Source organism: Microvirga sp. BSC39 (assembly GCF_000739015.1).
In the GTDB taxonomy this organism is placed as follows: Bacteria; Pseudomonadota; Alphaproteobacteria; order Rhizobiales; family Beijerinckiaceae; genus Microvirga.
Genome location: NZ_JPUG01000025.1, coordinates 78226 through 95035, shown reverse-complemented (window position 1 = coordinate 95035; position 16810 = coordinate 78226). Strand labels below are relative to the sequence as shown.

The window sequence follows — 16810 nt, the reverse complement described above, 5'->3', positions numbered from 1 at the left end:
ACCGTTGGAAGAGAACCATGGCCAAAGCCCGCACCCTCTATGACAAGATCTGGGACGATCACGTCGTCGATCAGCAGGATGACGGGACGTGCCTTCTCTACATCGACCGCCACCTCGTCCATGAGGTCACCAGCCCCCAGGCCTTCGAGGGCCTGCGCATGACCGGCCGTCAGGTGCGCCAGCCGCACAAGACCCTGGCCGTGGTCGACCACAACGTGCCGACCTCCGACCGCTCTCACGGCATCGAGGATCCCGAAGCCGCCACCCAGGTCGCGGCTCTCGCCCAGAATGCCAAGGATTTCGGCGTCGAGTATTACAACGAGCTCGACACCCGCCAGGGCATCGTCCACGTGGTGGGCCCGGAGCAGGGCTTCACGCTTCCGGGCATGACCATCGTGTGCGGCGACAGCCACACCTCGACCCACGGCGCCTTCGGCTCGCTCGCCCACGGCATCGGAACGTCCGAGGTGGAGCACGTCCTCGCCACGCAGACGCTGATCCAGAAGAAGGCCAAGAACATGCGCGTGACCGTGGACGGGCAGCTGCCCGCCGGCGTCACCGCCAAGGACATCATCCTGGCCATCATCGGCGAGATCGGCACCGCCGGCGGCACGGGTCACGTGATCGAATATGCGGGCGAGGCCATCCGGTCCCTGTCCATGGAAGGCCGCATGACGGTCTGCAACATGGCCATCGAGGGCGGCGCCCGGGCCGGCATGGTGGCCCCCGACGAGAAGACCTATGCCTATCTGAAAGACCGCCCCAAGGCTCCCAAGGGCGATGCCTGGGATGCGGCCGTGCGCTATTGGGACAGCCTTCGCACCGACGAAGGCGCGTTCTTCGACTCCGAAATCCGCCTCGATGCCGCCAGCCTGCCGCCCATCGTCACCTGGGGCACGAGCCCCGAGGACGTGATCTCGGTGGCTGGCGTGGTGCCGAACCCGGATGACATCCAGGATGAGAACAAGCGCCGCTCCAAGTGGCGCGCGCTGGAATATATGGGTCTCACCCCCGGCACGAAGATCACCGACATCACCCTCGACCGCGTGTTTATCGGCTCCTGCACCAACGGCCGCATCGAGGACCTGCGGGCGGTGGCCAAGGTCGTCGAAGGCAAGCGCGTGGCCGAGACCGTCAGCGCCATGATCGTGCCCGGCTCCGGCATCGTGAAGATGCAGGCCGAGGCTGAGGGGCTCGACAGGATCTTCAAGGCGGCCGGCTTCGACTGGCGCGAGCCCGGCTGCTCCATGTGCCTGGCCATGAACGCCGACCGGCTGGCTCCGGGCGAGCGCTGCGCCTCGACCTCCAACCGCAATTTCGAGGGCCGTCAGGGCTTCAAGGGCCGCACCCATCTCGTGTCGCCCGCCATGGCGGCGGCGGCGGCGATCGCGGGCCGCTTCGTGGACATCCGCACCTTCGGCTGATCCACAGCCTCGCAAGAAACGAAAAGGCCGTGACTCGCGCGAGTCACGGCCTTTCTTATGCGGAAAATTTTTCGCCCTTAGTCCACATACACCCGGCGGCCGGCCACTACCTGACGGCAGCGCTCCACCGGGCGACGGACGATGACGCCGTTCCGGCGGACGCGCTCCTCCATCACCGTGCGGCACACGGTGCGGGTGCGGGCGGGACGCACCACGCGGCGTTCGATGATACGCTCGCGATAGGCCGGGCGGTTCTGCTCGAGGCGAACGCCGTTCGGGCCGATCCGCACATCAACGCCCTGGGCCGACGCCGTGCCGGCGCCGAGGAAAGTCAACCCGGCCACAGCCAGGACACCGAGAATCGTACGCATTGTTGCCTCTTCAAGAATTGGTTATCCGGGGCTGTTAACGGCTGAGCTGCAGAGGCGTTCCGTTGCGAAGCTGCCGTTCAGGCGCCATGGTGAAGTCGACGTTAAGCCGGGAGGCGAGTGATGAATGAACGGGAGCGCGAGGCGCGCGAGGCCTCCGAGGCCCGCGAGGCACTGGAGCGCGTGCAGCGGGACACGGACACGCTGGGCTCCTCCGCGCTCGCCCGCATGGGCCGGCGGGCTGGCGATCATTTCGGCGCCAAGGATGCCATGGGTTCGGACCCGGATGGCGGCACCGACCCGATCGAGCTCTGGGGCCGGCGCATCGGGCGCATTCTGTCCCTGATCGGCGTCGTCATCCTCGGCTTCTGGCTCCTCGTTCAGCTCGACGTCCTTTAAGACCATGACCGATCTCGCCACCCTCCAGGCCCCTTCCCTCGACGACATGGAAGCCCTGGCACAGGACGCTTACGCCCGCCTGCCGGCCGAATTCCGCGCCCTGTGCGAGGGCGTGGTGATCCGGGTCGAGGATTTTCCCGATGACGAGACCTTGCGGGAGATGGGCTGCGAGACGCCCTTCGATCTGCTAGGCCTCTTCCGCGGCATCGGGCTCGCCCAGGGCGGCGCCATGATGCAGACGGGCCAGTTCCCCAACATGGTCTGGCTCTACCGCCGCCCGATCCTCGATTACTGGGCCGAGCACGAGGAGAGCCTAGGCCACATCGTCACTCACGTGCTGGTCCACGAGATCGGCCACCATTTCGGCCTCTCGGACGAGGACATGGAGGCCATCGAGACGGCGGCCTCTTAAGCCTCATAAAATTGCGTTGGGAGCCCGCCCGGCGACAATTCTTTGCGCGCCGCGACATGGTTGCCCTAGCCGACCCCAGAAGCCTTTGGTATGAGGCACCTGAAAAGCGGCTCAGGCGCCGCCTGAAGGATTGAGGACCATGGACAAGTTCACCGTGCTGGAAAGCGTCGCGGCGCCGCTGCGGATCATCAATATCGACACCGATATGATCATCCCCAAGCAGTACCTGAAGACGATCAAGCGCACGGGGCTCGGCACCGGCCTCTTCTCGGAAATGCGCTACCGCGAGGACGGGTCGGAGAACCCGGATTTCGTCCTCAACCAACCGGCCTACCGCAATGCCAAGATCCTGGTGGCGGGGGACAATTTCGGCTGCGGCTCGTCCCGCGAGCATGCTCCCTGGGCGCTGCTCGATTTCGGCATCCGCTGCGTGATCTCAACGAGCTTCGCGGACATCTTCTACAACAACTGCTTCCAGAACGGCATCCTGCCGATCAAGGTCTCGCCGGAAGACCTGGAGAAGCTCTTCGACGATGCCAGCCGCGGCGCCAACGCCACGCTGACGGTCGACCTGGAACGGCAAGAGATCCGCGGCCCCGACGGCGGCTCCATCACCTTCGACATCGACCCGTTCAAGAAGCACTGCATGCTCAACGGCCTCGACGGCATCGGCCTGACTATGGAAAAGGCCTCCGCCATCGACAGCTTCGAGAAGAAGCTCGGCGAGCGGGCTTGGGCTTAGAAAATTTGGGGTGAGGTTCGGCGGACTGGTTCGCTCCTTTGCCGCTCAGCGGCCGAGAAGCTCAGGCCTGTGCGGAAGCGTTCGTATGGCTCGGTAACCAGCCGCTCCAATACCTGATCTTTATGGCTTTACTCTCCACGGCAGCGTCAAGGGCGTAATGTAAGTCGTCCTCGACCCATGCCGCTTCCAGGCCGTCTCCCGCCGTCAAGCAGACGATCAGGAGCTTGTCATTGAGAATCGCCGATATGAAGCCTCTCAAAGCCTTCTCCTCGTCGTCGCCATAAGATCCGACGAGGAGGTCTGGGTGGGTATGCCAAGCTAGACCATCAAAGCCGATGGCGATACCATCAATAAACTTATGGACGCTGAGTGTCAGAAGACCGTCGGGCGTGGTGTGCTCCTCCAGTACCATTATTCTTCTCATTGTGTTCGGTTTCGCCTTCAGCAGCATAGCCGAAAGCAACTCGTAATCTATCCACTTCACGAGGATGAGCGATGACGAAAGCCAAGCCACGGGTTCTTGACCGCGCCGACTGGACAACCCATCCCGACCTATTCTGGAAGGGCCATGTCGAGGGGTACACCCTCGGCACCGGCGTGACCGTGCTGTTCTATTCCACGGAAGAAGTCGGCGGCGGGCCCAAATGGCACGTCCACCCTTATGACGAGATCTTCATCATCCGCGAGGGGCGGGCGCTCTTCACCGTAGGCGACGAGCGCCTCGAATGTGAAAAGGGCCAGGTCGTCTTTGGACCAGCCCATGTTCCGCACAAGTTCGTCAACCTCGGCCCGGGTCGACTGGAGACCACCGACGTTCATGTGAACGACCGCTGGATCCAGTGCAATCTTCCCGATCCGGAGATCGAGGCCGGCTGAGCCGAGGCTGAGCGATGACGAAAGCGTGAGGCACGGCCCCGTTTTCACAAGATTAACCAAATTCCCTGCAAGGTGCGGCGCATGAAGAATCTTCTTGCCCCCACTCTGCTCGCTCTCGCCGGCTTCGGCCTCGCCACTCCGGCTGCGGCCCAGGCCGATTTCGGCTCCTGCCTCGCCGGCCTGAAATCCCAGGCCGCTGCCAAGGGCATTTCAGGCCAGGCCTTCGATGTCGCGACCCGCGGCATTACGCCGGATCTGACGATCCTCGACCTCATGAGCAACCAGCCGGAGTTCAAGACGCCGATCTGGGACTATCTCGCGGCCCTCGTGGACGACGAGCGGGTGCAGGACGGCCGCACCGCCATGCGGCAATGGGGACAGGCCCTGGCTTCGGCCGAAGCGCGCTTCGGCGTCGACCGCCATGCGATTGCCGGCGTCTGGGGCGTCGAATCGAATTTCGGCAAGGATATCGGCGGCCGGCCGCTGGTGCAGTCGCTCACGACGCTCGTGTGCTATGCGCCCCGCCGCAACGAGTATTTCAAGGGCGAGCTGATGGCGACGCTCAAGATCGTGCAGGATGGAGACATCAACCCGGCGAACCTGCGGGGCTCCTGGGCCGGGGCCTTCGGCCATACCCAGTTCATGCCCTCCACGTTCCAGCGGCTCGCGGTGGACGGCGACGGCGACGGGCGTCGCGACATCATGAACTCCGTGCCGGACGCGGTTCACTCCACGGCGAACTTCCTGAAGAAGGCCGGCTGGGTGAACGGTCTTCCCTGGGGCTACGAGGTGCGCCTGCCGGCAAACTTCAACCAGGGCCTCGCTGGGCGCAAGAACAAGAAGCCGCTGAGCACCTGGGCCGCCATGGGCGTGCGCCGCGTCGACGGACGTCCCCTCGAAGGCAGCTACGCCGCGGGCATCATCATCCCGGCGGGCGTGAACGGCCCGGCCTTCATCGTCACCAAGAATTTCGACGCGGTCTATTCCTACAACGCTGCCGAGTCCTATGGGCTTGCCATCGCGCTCCTCGGCGACCGGCTGAAAGGTCTCCCTGGCATCCAGACCGCCTGGCCCACGGACGATCCGCCGCTGTCCCGCGCCCAGCGCCGGGAGCTGCAGACCCTGCTCACCGCCCGCGGCTACGATGTGGGCGAACCGGACGGCAAGATCGGCTCCAAGACCCGCGAGGCAATCAAGGACGTGGAGCGCCGCATCGGCCTCGAACCGCGCGGAAGGCCCGGCGGCAAGGTGCTGCAGGCGCTGCGGGGGTAAAGCATCGGACCCAGAAGTGGTGTCCACTTCTGGGATTCGTCTGATGCGTCTACTTTAACCACGCCATCCATTGGCTGGCTTGCGGTGGCGATGCGTTTGGAGTTGAACTGCTTCCATGCTCATCGCCATCCTCACCGACATCCACGGCAACCGCGAAGCGCTCCAGGCCTGCCTCGCCCATGCGCGCCTGCTCAAGGTCGACCGCTTCGTCTTCCTGGGCGATTATGTCGGTTATGGCGCCGATCCGGCCTGGGTGGTCGACACGATCCGGACCCTGGTGGACCAGGGTGCCGTCGCGCTCCTCGGCAATCATGATGCCGCCATCGACGGCCCGGACGAGGACATGAACGGCACGGCCCGCGAGGCGCTGCGCTGGACCCGGGGCCAGCTCGGGCCCGAGCAGCGCCGCTTTCTGGCCGATCTTCCGCTGGTCCATGAGGACGGGAACGTTCTTTATGTCCATGCCAACGGCTATGCCCCGCGCAACTGGGACTACATGGATGAGCCGATGGCGGCGATCCGGCATTTTTCCCGGGTCGAATCCCACATCACCTTCTGCGGCCATGTGCATGTGCCCATGCTCTACCATATGAGCACCACCGCGAAGGTCGGCACCTTCTCGCCGGTGGCGAACAACGACATCCCGCTGCTGCCGACCCGCACGTGGCTTGCGGTCATCGGCGCTGTCGGGCAACCGCGAGACGGAGTCGCGGCGGCGAACTACGCCGTCTTCGACACGGCCCGCCAGACCCTGCGCTACCTGCGCGTGCCCTATGACACGGCCACCGCCGCCCAAAAGGTGAGGGAGGCGGGCTTGCCCGAGAAGCTCGCGCTTCGCCTCGAACAGGGCCGCTGACGCATGCGCTGGCGTCTTGAGCCCGGCATGGTGATCGACGGCTTCACGCTGCAGGAGCACATCAGCACCGGCGGCATGGCGCTGCTCTGGACCGTGACCCGCGAAGACGACCCGACGCCGCTCGTCATGAAGATCCCGCTGCTCCTCGACAGCGACGATCCGCTGCCCATCGTCTGCTTCGAGACCGAGCAGATGATCATGCCCCGCCTCGCCGGGCCGCATGTGCCGCGCTTCGTGGCGGCCGGACCCCTCGACCCGATGCCCTATATCGTCATGGAGAAAATCCCGGGCGAGTCGCTCAAAATCCGCCTCGACGAGGTGCCGCTGCCCTGGCCGGAGGTGGTTGCCGTCGGCGCGAAGGTGGCCAAGGCCCTGCACGACCTGCATCTGCAGAAGGTCATCCATCTCGACATCAAGCCGAGCAACGTGATGATCCGCGAGACCGGCGAGGTCGTGCTCATCGATTACGGGTTCGCCCGGCATGAGCAACTGCCCGATCTGCTGGCCGAGGAGTTCCGCGAGCCCTTCGGCACCACGCCCTACATGGCGCCCGAGCAGGTGCTGCAGGACCGCGCCGATCCGCGCAGCGACCTGTTTGCGCTCGGCGTGATGCTGTACTTCTTCGTCACCGGCGAGCGTCCCTTCGGCAACCCGCGGGGCGGCCAGATCCGAAAGCGCCTGTGGCGCGATCCGATGCCGCCGCGGGCCCTTGCCCCCGACTGCCCGCCCTGGCTGCAGGAGATCATCCTGCGCTGCCTCGAGGTCGATCCGCAGGACCGCTACGCGACCGCTGCCCAACTCGCCCTCGACCTGGACAACCCCGACCAGGTGAAGCTCACCGAGCGCGCCGAGCGGTTGGCCCGGGACAGCGGGATGAAGACGTTTCGGCGCTGGCTCAAGGCCCGGAAGGCCCAGCCGCTGGAGACGCCCAACATCGCCGGCCAGCTCTCCCGCGCGCCCATCGTGCTTGCCGCCGTCGATCTATCGCCAGGCAGCGAGGATCTCGCCGATGCCTTGCGCCTGATGGTGCAGCGCGTCCTCTCCCTCGAAACCGAGGCGCGCATTGCCTGCGTCAACATCCTCAAGACCTCGCGCATCGCCGTCGACATCCTGGAGGACGCGGAGGGCAACAGCCTCCACGTGCAGCGCCTGGTTCAGCTCAAGCACTGGGGCTCGTCACTGGAAATCCCGAAGGAGCGGATTTCCTACAGCGTCCTGGAGGCGCACGATCCGGCGGCGGCCCTCGTCGATTATGCCCGCCACAACAATGTGGACCACATCGTGATCGGGGCGCGAGCCTCCTCGGCGCTCAGGCGCTATCTGGGGAGCGTCTCGTCCCAGGTGGTGGCGGAGGCACCGTGCTCGGTCACTGTGGTGAGGACCGCGAAGGACCGCCGCGCAGAGAACGGCTGACCGGCTTTCCGTGCAAAGTGTCCAACTTTCACGATGTGTCCATTGTGCAGTGTCTTGCCGATCACGCATGCCCATTGCTACGCTTTCCCCGACATCAGGAAAACCTTCATGAAACGCCAGCTTCTTTCCTCCGGCTCTCCCATGGAGAAGGTTTACGGGTACTCGCGCGCCGTTGTGCTGGATCCCTGGATCTTCATGGCCGGTACGACCGGTTACGATTATGAGACCAAGCAGGTCCCGGACGATGTCGTGCAGCAGACGCGCAATTGCTGGCAGACAATCGAGCGCTTCCTCAAAGAGGCAGGGTCCGGCCTCGAGGATATCGTCCGCGTGACCTATTATGCGACCGATACGGACGATGCCGAGGCTATTCTCGCAATCTGTGGGGAGGTTCTCCGCGATATCCGTCCGGCAACGACCTTTCTGGTCGTCAAGTCGCTTGTCCTCCCCGAGATGAAGATCGAGATCGAGGTGACGGCTTTGAAAGGCTCCGCCTAACTGCCAACGCGATGAACGCTTGCCAATCGGCTTGTTCGGCCTTTTAAGAGCCGGGCATTCGATCACAGCAGAACAGGGGTCTTCCCATGGCAACGCACAAGCTTCTCCTTCTCCCCGGCGACGGCATCGGTCCGGAGGTCATGCGCGAGGTCGAGAAGATTGTGGGCTGGTTCCGCAAGCGCGGCGTGGGCTTCGAGACGGAGACCGACCTCGTCGGCGGCTCGGCCTATGACGCCCATGGGGCGGCGATTTCCGAGGACGCCATGAAGCGGGCTCAGGCCGCCGACGCGGTGCTCTTCGGCGCGGTCGGCGGCGCGAAGTGGGACAGCGTGCCTTACGCGGTGCGCCCGGAAGCCGGCCTGCTGCGCCTGCGCAAGGATCTCGGGCTGTTCGCGAATCTTCGCCCGGCGATCTGCTATCCGGCGCTGGCCGATGCCTCCTCGCTCAAGCGCGAGGTGGTGGAAGGGCTCGACATCATGATCGTGCGCGAGCTCACCGGCGGCGTCTATTTCGGCGAGCCGAAGGAGATCGTCACCCTGGAGGACGGCTCCCAGCGCGCGGTCGATACGCAGATCTACCATACGCACGAAGTGGAGCGCATCACGCGCGTCGCCTTCGACCTAGCAGGCAAGCGCCGCAACAAGGTCTCCTCGGCGGAGAAGTTCAACGTGATGAAGACCGGCGTGTTCTGGCGCCAGGTGGTCACGCGCATCCACAAGGCGGAGTTCTCCGACGTCGAGCTTGAGCACGTGCTCGCCGACAACTGCGCCATGCAGCTCGTGCGTTATCCGAAGCAGTTCGACGTGATCGTCACCGACAACCTGTTCGGCGATATCCTGTCGGATATCGCCGCCATGCTCACCGGCTCGCTCGGCATGCTGCCCTCCGCGTCCCTGGGCGCCGAGGATCCGACCACCGGCCAGCGCAAGGCGCTCTACGAGCCGGTCCACGGCTCCGCGCCGGACATCGCCGGCAAGGGGCTTGCCAATCCGATTGCCATGATCGGCTCCTTCGGCATGGCGTTGCGCTATTCCTTCGGCCTCCTCGACGAGGCGGACCGCCTGGACCGGGCCATCGCCAATGTGCTCGCCTCCGGCACCCGCACCAAGGACATCGCCGGCCCCGGCATGAACGCGGTGGGCACGCAGGATGTGGGCGACGCCATCGTCAAGGAGCTGGAAGCGCTCGCTTGATGCGCAAACGAAAAGCCCCGGAGCGATCCGGGGCTTTTTCTTGAAGGGGTCAGCGGATCGACCCGGTCGTCTCGATGTCCGAGAACGGGTTGCGCGCTCCCACGAACGGTCCGCCGATCGGATCGGGCAGGGAGCCCTCGCCGAAGCGGTCGCGCTGATGGCTCCAGGGCGGGTTCGCCACGGAGGAGATCATCGGCGCCGTGACGTAGCGGTTGAGCGTGCCCGGCTGGGCCACGGGGCCGGGATCGAGGAAGCTGCGGGGCTGAACGCGAAGAACGAGGGGACGGTCCTGAGCCTGCGCGTCCGCCACCATCGGGACGGTCGTGAGCGCAGCCAATGAAGCCAGACCCAGAAGGGCGAAGCGGCGCATGGATAAACCTCCAGGGGCGGCGCGCCGGATCGGTTTGCCGGGCGCCGTCTGTACGTGTGAAGACTGTCAGAACAAGCCGACCTCGCTAAAATGGTTCCGTCAAACCACCGGGTTCACCGACAGGTGAAAAGGACAGTGAGCAATGCAGCACAGGCGTAACGAGCGCGAAGGCCTCGAAGGCAAGGACGGCTTGAGCCTGCTGGGCGACGTGCCCCTCGTGGCCGAGACGCCCGAGGAGCTTCTCGACGACGAGACGACGCCCATCGCGCGCTTCTTCGTGCGCAACAACGGCCTGCTGCCGCAACCGATGACGGATGCGGATGGCTGGACCTTCACGGTCGACGGGGAGGTGGAGCGCCCGCTGCACCTGACGCTTGCCGACCTGAAGAATCGCTTCCCGCACAAGACGTTCCGCATGGTGCTCGAATGCGGCGGCAACGGCCGCTCCTTCTTCGAACCCAAGGCGGAGGGCAATCCCTGGACCAATGGCGGCGTCGGCTGCGCGGAATGGACCGGCGTGTCCCTAGGCGACGTGCTGCGCGAGGCGGGCCTGAAGGACAGCGCCCAGTTCACCGGCCATTTCGGCGCTGATCCGGACAAGTCAGGTAGCTTCGAGCATCAGGCCATGTCGCGCGGCGTGCCCATCGCCAAGGCCCTGGAAGAGCACACGCTTCTGGTCTGGGCCATGAACGGCGAGGCGCTGCCCTTCATTCATGGCGGTCCTTTGCGCCTCATCGTGCCGGGCTGGCCCGGCTCGCTCAGCCAGAAATGGCTCAAGCGCATCTGGATCCGCGACCGGGAGCATGACGGGCCGGGGATGACCGGCCTGTCCTATCGCCTGCCGGTTCGCCCCCTGGCGCCGGGGGCGGATGGCAGGGACGTGGAGAACCGCATCCTCGAATCGATGCCGGTGCGCAGCATCGTCACGGCGCCGGCCGATGGCACCCGCTATCCGGCCGGTACGCGAACGCTCGACATTCGCGGGGCGGCCTGGGCCGGGGACGACGCGGTGGCGCGGGTGGAGGTGACCCTCGACGCCGGCGCGACCTGGGTCGAGGCGGCAATGATCCCGCCGCGCAACCGCTACGACTGGACGCGCTGGCAGGTGTCTCTCCCCCTGCCAAGCGATGGCTTCTACGAGATTTTCGCCCGAGCCATGGACTCGGCAGGACGCGCGCAGCCCTTCCGGGCCGCGAACTGGAACCCGAATGGCTACGGCTGCAACGTGATGCACCGGGTGGCGGTTACGGTCGGGCCGGAGGCTTGACGGCCACGGAAGCGGTGCGGGCGCTCGGTCCGCAAGCCTCGCTCCGGCTGCGGTCGGCCTTAGTAAAGACCGCCTTCAGGGACGGGCTGCTTGCGCCGGCCAAGGTTATCCCATCAATGAAGCAGGCCAGCTGCGCGTCGTCAGGCGCGGAGGAGCCGCAGAGCCAGCCCTGGAAGCTGAAATCGGCGTTCCCATCGGAAAAGCGGAAGGCTTGGCAGCCCTGCTCGCCCTTGGCCGCCAAGGTCAGGGGAGCGGCCTCGAGGGTGCCGAACTTCGTCGCCACCGTCCGACCCTGGCCCTGATGCGCGACGGCTAGGCCCGCGCGGGCGGCCCGGCGCACGATGTCGATGTAGAAGCTGCCCGCTGTCTCAGGCGCACCCTGCACGAGGGACACTTGGGCGTAGCGGAAGTCGCCGAAGCGGCCGAGGATCAGGGTATCCTCCCGCGCGCCGTTCGTGTGCTGGCGCGCCTCCGTAGCGACAGGGCCTGAGGCGCCCGCGAGGGCATAAAGAGCCGGGGAGGCGGGGACCGGCGTCCAGGCCGGCGCGGGCGCGACCAGAACGGAGGAGGGCACCTCCTTTGCGCGCTCAGTCGGGCGGCGCGCCGGTTCCAGCTGCAGGGCCAAGTAGGCAAGCCCTGCGATGCTGCAGAGGGACATCAGGATCACCCGCAGCCAGGACGGCCGCCTGCGCCTCAGGCGCCGGGCCGGGCGCTCGTCGACCCAGTCGGCGAGATCCTCCTCGTCCCATTCAGCATAGCCTGCCCTCGGCATCGCGCCACCACTCACGTCTACGGATTACGTCATCCCCATGTTCTACCGTGACACTGGCCAGGGTTCGAAAGGTTTTGCTAAGCAAGGTAAACCGAAGGTTAACCCAGCAGAGCCTGCATGCCCGAGACTATCGTCCGCCTCGCCACCCTTGAAGATGCGGCCGATATCGCGGCGCTGATTCGCGCGCTGGATCTGCACTATGTCGGCCCCGAGGTGGCTCAGCCTCTCGAGCCGACGCAAACCATGGTCGAGCGCTCGATGCGCGAACAGGAGGGCACCCGCTATGCTCTGGCCTATCACGAAGGGCGTGCCGTCGGACTGGCCTGCTTCGCCGTGCTGCGGCCCGGCTTCAAGCTGTCGGGGCTCCTCTTCGTCAAGGAACTCTTCGTCGAAGGCGAAGCCCGCGGCCAAGCGGTGGGGATGGTGCTGATGCGCTGGCTGGCGGACTACGCCCGCAAGCTGGGCGTCACCCGCATCGACCTCACCACGGATGGCACCAACACGGGCGCTCAGGCGTTTTACGAGCGCCTCGGGGCCGAGCGGATGAACAAGGTCTTCTACCGCTTCAATCTCTCGACCGAGGTGCTGACGGGCGATTGAACGCGGCGAACCCAAGGAAACGCTTGACGAAAGCGTGTCTTTGGTGTGTTTCTGGCGCGATCAAAGCCGCAACCAGGCTTTGGATGGACGATGGCAATGGCGCTGCTCACCCTGACGACGAGCAAAACGAAAACCGCCACGACGGCTGTGAAAACAGCCGAATAAGCCTCGTCGTCCCCGGTCCTCTCTCCCACGGGGCGAGAGGCAGCACCCGAGCAGGGTCTTCAAATTTTCCGGGGAGAGCCGCAACAGGAGAAGTCACATGGGTTTCAAGATCGCCGTCGTCGGTGCGACCGGCAATGTGGGCCGCGAGATGCTGAGCATCCTTGCCGAGCGGGCCTTCCCGGCCGACGAGGTGGTGGCGCTGGCCTCCCGCCGCAGCCAGGGGTCGGAAGTCTCCTACGGCGACAAGACCCTCAAGACCAAGACCCTCGACACCTATGACTTCTCCGACGTCGATATCTGCCTCATGTCGGCCGGCGGCGAGGTCTCCAAGGAGTGGTCGCCCAAGATCGCAGCCCAAGGCGCGGTCGTGATCGACAACTCCTCCGCCTGGCGCTACGACGCCGACGTGCCGCTGGTAGTGCCGGAGGTGAACGCCGAGGCGCTTCGCGACATGAAGAAGGGCATCATCGCCAACCCGAACTGCTCCACGGCCCAGCTCGTGGTGGCCCTCAAGCCGCTCCATGACCGCGCCACGATCAAGCGCGTTGTGGTCGCCACCTACCAGTCGGTTTCCGGCGCCGGCAAGGACGGCATGGACGAGCTCGACCGCCAGACCAAGGCGCTCTACTCCCTGCAGGACGTGCAGGAGAAGAAGTTTCCCAAGCGCATCGCCTTCAACCTGATCCCCCACATCGACACGTTCATGGAGGACGGGTACACGAAGGAAGAGTGGAAGATGATGGTCGAGACCAAGAAGATTCTCGACCCGAAGATCAAGCTCACCGCAACCTGCGTGCGCGTGCCGGTCTTCATCAGCCACTCGGAAGCCGTGAATGTGGAGTTCGAGAACCCGATCACCGCCGACGAGGCCCGCGACATCCTGCGGTCGTCGCCCGGCATCATGGTGGTCGATAAGCGCGAGCCCGGCGGCTACATCACCCCGCACGAGGCCGCCGGCGAGGACGCCACCTACATCTCCCGCATCCGCGAGGACATCACGGTGGAGAACGGCCTGTCGTTCTGGTGCGTGTCCGACAACCTGCGCAAGGGCGCGGCGCTCAACGCAATCCAGATCGCGGAATCCATGGTCAATCGCGGCCTGCTGAAGGCCAAGAAGCAGGCGGCCTGATCCGACCGCACATCAAAATGAAAGGCCGCCTTCGGGCGGCCTTTTTGTTTCAGGTTCTTTCAGCCGGCGGACTTCGTCGCTCAGGCGGCCTGCTGGTCGGCCGATCCGACCGGAACGGCGATCGTGCAGCAGACTCCCTCCCGCTCGAAACGCAGATCCAGCTGCCCTGCGAGTTCCCGGGTGATCGTCTGCCGCAACAGGCGTGAACCGAAGCCCGGACTCGGCTGGATCTTGAGCGCGGGCCCATCCAGCTCGCACCAGTCCACCGTCAGGACGGCTTCCTCGCCCCACCCGTCGATCCTCCAGTCAACCTGTATTCTGCCGGCAGCTGTCGACAAGGCGCCGTACTTGACGGCGTTGGTGCTGAGCTCATGGAACGCCATGCCCAGGACCACGGCCTCCTTCGGCGCAAGATGCACCTCCGGCCCGGCGATCCCGATGCGCCCCGGAGCCGTCATGTAGGGTCTGAGTTCCGTCTCAAGGATGGTTCTGAGGGAGGCTCCCTCCCAGTGCGTCTCGTTGAGAAGGTTGTGCGTGCGTGACAACGCCAGCAGGCGCTCCTGGAAGCGCTCCTGCGCCTCCTGAGGCGAAATGCCCGTACGGTGGGCCTGCCATGCGAGCGATTGAACTGTCGCCAGCGTGTTCTTCACGCGGTGATTCAACTCGTCGATGAGCAGCTTCTGGCGCCTGTCGGCCTCCCGACGTTCCGTCACGTCCTCCACCACCCGCACGGCGTAGAGGAAATTGCCCGATGCGTCCTTGAGAGCCGTACTGGTCACGCGGGCCCAGCGGCGGCTGCCGTCCCTGCGGGTGAACTGGGTCTCGGTGGTATAGGTGTCCAGTTCGCCCGCAACCTGGCGCGCGAAGAGGTCCAGATCGCTTTTCAGGCTGCCCGCCTGGGTGACATAGGCGAAGTGCTGTCCGATCAGCTCCTCGCGGGAGTGGCCCGTGAGCTTGCACCGGGCTTCATTGACGGAGATGAACCGGCCGTCCCGGTCGATCTCGGCGATGCCCAGGGCTGCGTTTTCGTGGGTGGCGCGAAGGCGGGCTTCGCTCTCCCGCAGGGCCGCCTCACGCTCCCGAAGTTCCAAGGAGGCCGAGACGAGCGCCTTGCTGACGCGGTCGGTCTCCGCGATTCCGCTCTCATCGGCCGTGATCGGCTCGCCGCGTCCGAGACGGTGTGCCTGCGCGACAAGCCCCTCGACCGGGGTCGCGATGCTGCGGCCGACCAGCCACGCCATGATGGCTCCGAGGGCCAGAAGGAACCCACCGGCCCCGGCGAGGTAAAGGGCCGAGCGCCAGGGGGCTGCCGTGATCTCCGACCGGGGGACCGCCAGGATCGTCGACCATCCCGAGCCGGGGGAGCGGGACAGGGCCAGCAGGGTCGAGACCCCGTCCAGGGAAACGCTCTCGAAGACACCCTGCGGCACCCCGGCCCCAGCCCGCTTCACATTATCCGGAGTGGCCGGCTTGCCCACGAACCGATCGGCATCCCGGCTCCGTGCCACCACCATCCCATTACGGTCGATGATTGCGCCAATCCATGTGGGAGGCAGATTCTGGTCCGCGAGAATCCGGCTGACCGAGCCGGCCAGCATGTTGATGCTGACGTAAAGCTCGGACCCGTCCCTGGCCGTCACGATGGTGTCGAGGGCAACAGTCGGCTGCTTCGCCATGAAGCCCGTGAACAGATTGCTGATCCTCACCGTCCCGGCTGTCAGGCCCTTGCGATGATCCTTGCTCTCGATCACCGGCAGAGGGCTGCCGGGCGGGAGCAGCGTGTTGACGACTTGGCCCCGGTCATCCGCAACGACGATCCAGGTGCCCGGCAGACGGATCGCCGCCCGTGCCCGGGCATCGAACTCGGCGTAGTCCTTCTCGATGAGCTGGGGCGATGTCGACAGGGCCCAGAGCAGAGCCTCCGCCTGCCCGAACTGGCGATCCACGACGAGGGACAGGGCTCTGGCGGTTTCCTGAAGATGCTTCTCGACCTCCTCGCGATCATGACGATATCCGGCATAGACGATGAAGCCCGCGGTCGCGAGCGCCGGAATCAGCAGGACGAGGGTGAGAAGGATCAGGCGCGAGCGCAGCGTCGGGAGGCTTTGGCGGGCGACCGTCCGAATCCATCCTTCTTCCGGAAACGGTACGGGCTTGCCCACTGTGCGATCGCTCCTTCCAGGAACCTGTGCCTCATCATAGATGGCGCCACGGATGATCTTTGCCATGGGGTGCACCGACACACATGCCTGATACCACGTAACAGGCGCACTGCAACGGGCTCATTTTACCCTGAGAAGACTTGAGACGGTCTTTATCCCTTGACCTCGCGGGCGGAAAACATCGACACGCGCTCCGGCATGTCTTCCACCGCCGGCCTGAACTCACCGGTCTCGGGATCGCGCACCATCAGCACGCCGGTGGCCACGCCGAAATAGGCCCCGTGGAGCTGCAGCTTGCCGCGCTCCACCAGGATGCGCACGCACGGGAACGTCATCAGGTTCTTGAGGCTGTTCTCGATGGCGGCAAGTTCGAGCCGCGGCAGGTATTCGTCGAGATCGCCATTGGGAGGTCCGAGCCGTTCGCCGGCGGGCTTGATCAGGTTCATCCAGCGGCCAATGAAATCGCCCGGCGAGAGCGGCGCGGTCTCGTCGGCAAACGCGCGCACGCCGCCGCAGCGGGCGTGTCCCAGGACGACGATGTGCTTGACCCTGAGCGCCTGCACGGCGAACTCGAGCGCCGCCGACGTGCCGTGATAATCGCCCCCCGTCTCGAAGGGCGGCACCAGATTGGCCACGTTGCGCACCACGAAGAGCTCGCCGGGGCTCGCGTCAAAAATCACCTCCGGCGACACGCGGCTGTCGCAGCAGCCGATCACCATCACCTCCGGCGACTGGCCCTTTTCGGCGAGTGCCTCGAAGCGGTTCTTCTCGCGCGGGAAACGCTCGTCGAGGAAGGCGCGGTAGCCTTCGGTCAGGCGGGTCGGGAACATGTGGTCGCTCCTATGGGACGGGGGCTTATAAGCCCCTGGGCCCGAAGCCTCAACCGGCTGGG

The 16810-nt window shown here is 65.4% G+C and carries 19 protein-coding genes; 13 read left to right on the top strand and 6 right to left on the bottom strand.

Annotated elements, in window-relative coordinates:
• Window positions 1–17 precede the first annotated feature (17 nt).
• Window positions 18–1424 (top strand): 3-isopropylmalate dehydratase large subunit, encoded by a 1407-nt coding sequence (leuC, locus tag MA07_RS02750; protein WP_036346644.1) that lies wholly within the window; start codon window positions 18–20, stop codon window positions 1422–1424.
• A gap of 77 nt (window positions 1425–1501) precedes the next feature.
• Here leuC and MA07_RS02745 read toward each other — a convergent pair whose 3' ends face one another.
• Window positions 1502–1795, bottom strand: a complete 294-nt coding sequence (locus MA07_RS02745) for a hypothetical protein (protein WP_036346641.1) — start codon at window positions 1793–1795, stop codon at window positions 1502–1504.
• A 120-nt stretch (window positions 1796–1915) separates the two neighbouring features.
• Here MA07_RS02745 and MA07_RS02740 point away from each other — a divergent pair, with 120 nt between their 5' ends.
• The 3 genes from MA07_RS02740 (at window position 1916) to leuD (ending at window position 3345) form a co-directional block, all read left to right on the top strand.
• Window positions 1916–2191 carry a hypothetical protein gene (locus MA07_RS02740; RefSeq protein WP_036346637.1) on the top strand — a complete coding sequence of 92 codons (276 nt, stop codon included), beginning with the start codon at window positions 1916–1918 and terminating at the stop codon, window positions 2189–2191.
• A 4-nt stretch (window positions 2192–2195) separates the two neighbouring features.
• A complete protein-coding gene (locus tag MA07_RS02735) occupies window positions 2196–2603 on the top strand; it encodes a metallopeptidase family protein (protein WP_036346634.1) in 408 nt (135 codons plus the stop codon).
• A gap of 139 nt (window positions 2604–2742) precedes the next feature.
• Complete coding sequence (leuD, locus tag MA07_RS02730) at window positions 2743–3345, top strand: 3-isopropylmalate dehydratase small subunit (protein WP_036346631.1); 603 nt, start codon at window positions 2743–2745, stop codon at window positions 3343–3345.
• Window positions 3346–3406: 61 nt separating this feature from the next.
• Here the strand turns inward: leuD and MA07_RS02725 are convergent, their stop codons facing one another.
• Window positions 3407–3859 (bottom strand): hypothetical protein, encoded by a 453-nt coding sequence (locus MA07_RS02725; RefSeq protein WP_152568695.1) that lies wholly within the window; start codon window positions 3857–3859, stop codon window positions 3407–3409.
• On the opposite strand from MA07_RS02725, the gene MA07_RS02720 reads away from it, so the two are divergent.
• The 6 genes from MA07_RS02720 to leuB all read left to right on the top strand — a co-directional run bounded on the left by MA07_RS02720 (window position 3841) and on the right by leuB (window position 9453).
• Entirely contained in the window at window positions 3841–4221 is a 381-nt protein-coding gene (locus MA07_RS02720; RefSeq protein WP_036346625.1) for a cupin domain-containing protein, read from the top strand. The genes MA07_RS02725 and MA07_RS02720 overlap by 19 nt on opposite strands.
• 81 nt (window positions 4222–4302) lie before the next feature.
• On the top strand, window positions 4303–5493 hold the full coding sequence (locus MA07_RS02715; protein WP_036346622.1) for a lytic murein transglycosylase: 1191 nt from the start codon (window positions 4303–4305) through the stop codon (window positions 5491–5493).
• Window positions 5494–5608: 115 nt separating this feature from the next.
• Entirely contained in the window at window positions 5609–6349 is a 741-nt protein-coding gene (locus tag MA07_RS02710) for a metallophosphoesterase family protein (protein WP_036346616.1), read from the top strand.
• Between the two features lie 3 nt (window positions 6350–6352).
• Window positions 6353–7762, top strand: coding sequence for a bifunctional serine/threonine-protein kinase/universal stress protein (locus MA07_RS02705; RefSeq protein ID WP_036346614.1), 1410 nt, complete (start codon window positions 6353–6355; stop codon window positions 7760–7762).
• A 108-nt stretch (window positions 7763–7870) separates the two neighbouring features.
• Window positions 7871–8260 carry a RidA family protein gene (locus MA07_RS02700; protein WP_036346611.1) on the top strand — a complete coding sequence of 130 codons (390 nt, stop codon included), beginning with the start codon at window positions 7871–7873 and terminating at the stop codon, window positions 8258–8260.
• A gap of 86 nt (window positions 8261–8346) precedes the next feature.
• A complete protein-coding gene (gene leuB, locus MA07_RS02695; RefSeq protein WP_036346609.1) occupies window positions 8347–9453 on the top strand; it encodes a 3-isopropylmalate dehydrogenase in 1107 nt (368 codons plus the stop codon).
• A gap of 49 nt (window positions 9454–9502) precedes the next feature.
• On the opposite strand, the gene MA07_RS02690 is transcribed toward leuB, so the two are convergent.
• The gene (locus MA07_RS02690; protein WP_036346607.1) at window positions 9503–9823 is read right to left on the bottom strand and encodes a hypothetical protein; all 321 of its coding nucleotides are present in this window, start codon (window positions 9821–9823) and stop codon (window positions 9503–9505) included.
• Window positions 9824–9965: 142 nt separating this feature from the next.
• Between MA07_RS02690 and MA07_RS02685 the strand changes: the two genes are divergently transcribed.
• The gene (locus MA07_RS02685; protein ID WP_036346605.1) at window positions 9966–11090 is read left to right on the top strand and encodes a sulfite oxidase; all 1125 of its coding nucleotides are present in this window, start codon (window positions 9966–9968) and stop codon (window positions 11088–11090) included.
• Here the strand turns inward: MA07_RS02685 and MA07_RS27465 are convergent.
• Complete coding sequence (locus MA07_RS27465) at window positions 11068–11862, bottom strand: hypothetical protein (protein WP_052002765.1); 795 nt, start codon at window positions 11860–11862, stop codon at window positions 11068–11070. The genes MA07_RS02685 and MA07_RS27465 overlap by 23 nt on opposite strands.
• A 117-nt stretch (window positions 11863–11979) precedes the next feature.
• Between MA07_RS27465 and MA07_RS02675 the strand changes: the two genes are divergently transcribed.
• Together MA07_RS02675 and MA07_RS02670 are read left to right on the top strand one after the other, a co-directional pair.
• Window positions 11980–12462, top strand: coding sequence for a GNAT family N-acetyltransferase (locus tag MA07_RS02675; RefSeq protein ID WP_036346604.1), 483 nt, complete (start codon window positions 11980–11982; stop codon window positions 12460–12462).
• Between the two features lie 262 nt (window positions 12463–12724).
• Window positions 12725–13756, top strand: a complete 1032-nt coding sequence (locus MA07_RS02670; protein WP_036346602.1) for an aspartate-semialdehyde dehydrogenase — start codon at window positions 12725–12727, stop codon at window positions 13754–13756.
• An 80-nt stretch (window positions 13757–13836) separates the two neighbouring features.
• Here MA07_RS02670 and MA07_RS02665 read toward each other — a convergent pair whose 3' ends face one another.
• Complete coding sequence (locus tag MA07_RS02665; RefSeq protein ID WP_036346601.1) at window positions 13837–15984, bottom strand: PAS domain S-box protein; 2148 nt, start codon at window positions 15982–15984, stop codon at window positions 13837–13839.
• A gap of 86 nt (window positions 15985–16070) precedes the next feature.
• A complete protein-coding gene (locus MA07_RS02660; protein ID WP_036346598.1) occupies window positions 16071–16748 on the bottom strand; it encodes a carbonic anhydrase in 678 nt (225 codons plus the stop codon).
• Window positions 16749–16810 lie beyond the last annotated feature (62 nt).

Excerpts from the sequence above, each read along its gene's own strand:
- leuC (WP_036346644.1), top strand. The coding sequence starts at position 18 with ATGGCCAAAGCCCGCACCCTCTATGACAAGATCTGGGACGATCACGTC.
- MA07_RS02745 (WP_036346641.1), bottom strand. The coding sequence starts at position 1,795 with ATGCGTACGATTCTCGGTGTCCTGGCTGTGGCCGGGTTGACTTTCCTC.
- MA07_RS02740 (WP_036346637.1), top strand. The coding sequence starts at position 1,916 with ATGAATGAACGGGAGCGCGAGGCGCGCGAGGCCTCCGAGGCCCGCGAG.
- MA07_RS02735 (WP_036346634.1), top strand. The coding sequence starts at position 2,196 with ATGACCGATCTCGCCACCCTCCAGGCCCCTTCCCTCGACGACATGGAA.
- leuD (WP_036346631.1), top strand. The coding sequence starts at position 2,743 with ATGGACAAGTTCACCGTGCTGGAAAGCGTCGCGGCGCCGCTGCGGATC.
- MA07_RS02720 (WP_036346625.1), top strand. The coding sequence starts at position 3,841 with ATGACGAAAGCCAAGCCACGGGTTCTTGACCGCGCCGACTGGACAACC.
- MA07_RS02715 (WP_036346622.1), top strand. The coding sequence starts at position 4,303 with ATGAAGAATCTTCTTGCCCCCACTCTGCTCGCTCTCGCCGGCTTCGGC.
- MA07_RS02710 (WP_036346616.1), top strand. The coding sequence starts at position 5,609 with ATGCTCATCGCCATCCTCACCGACATCCACGGCAACCGCGAAGCGCTC.
- MA07_RS02705 (WP_036346614.1), top strand. The coding sequence starts at position 6,353 with ATGCGCTGGCGTCTTGAGCCCGGCATGGTGATCGACGGCTTCACGCTG.
- MA07_RS02700 (WP_036346611.1), top strand. The coding sequence starts at position 7,871 with ATGAAACGCCAGCTTCTTTCCTCCGGCTCTCCCATGGAGAAGGTTTAC.
- leuB (WP_036346609.1), top strand. The coding sequence starts at position 8,347 with ATGGCAACGCACAAGCTTCTCCTTCTCCCCGGCGACGGCATCGGTCCG.
- MA07_RS02690 (WP_036346607.1), bottom strand. The coding sequence starts at position 9,823 with ATGCGCCGCTTCGCCCTTCTGGGTCTGGCTTCATTGGCTGCGCTCACG.
- MA07_RS02685 (WP_036346605.1), top strand. The coding sequence starts at position 9,966 with ATGCAGCACAGGCGTAACGAGCGCGAAGGCCTCGAAGGCAAGGACGGC.
- MA07_RS27465 (WP_052002765.1), bottom strand. The coding sequence starts at position 11,862 with ATGCCGAGGGCAGGCTATGCTGAATGGGACGAGGAGGATCTCGCCGAC.
- MA07_RS02675 (WP_036346604.1), top strand. The coding sequence starts at position 11,980 with ATGCCCGAGACTATCGTCCGCCTCGCCACCCTTGAAGATGCGGCCGAT.
- MA07_RS02670 (WP_036346602.1), top strand. The coding sequence starts at position 12,725 with ATGGGTTTCAAGATCGCCGTCGTCGGTGCGACCGGCAATGTGGGCCGC.
- MA07_RS02665 (WP_036346601.1), bottom strand. The coding sequence starts at position 15,984 with ATGGCAAAGATCATCCGTGGCGCCATCTATGATGAGGCACAGGTTCCT.
- MA07_RS02660 (WP_036346598.1), bottom strand. The coding sequence starts at position 16,748 with ATGTTCCCGACCCGCCTGACCGAAGGCTACCGCGCCTTCCTCGACGAG.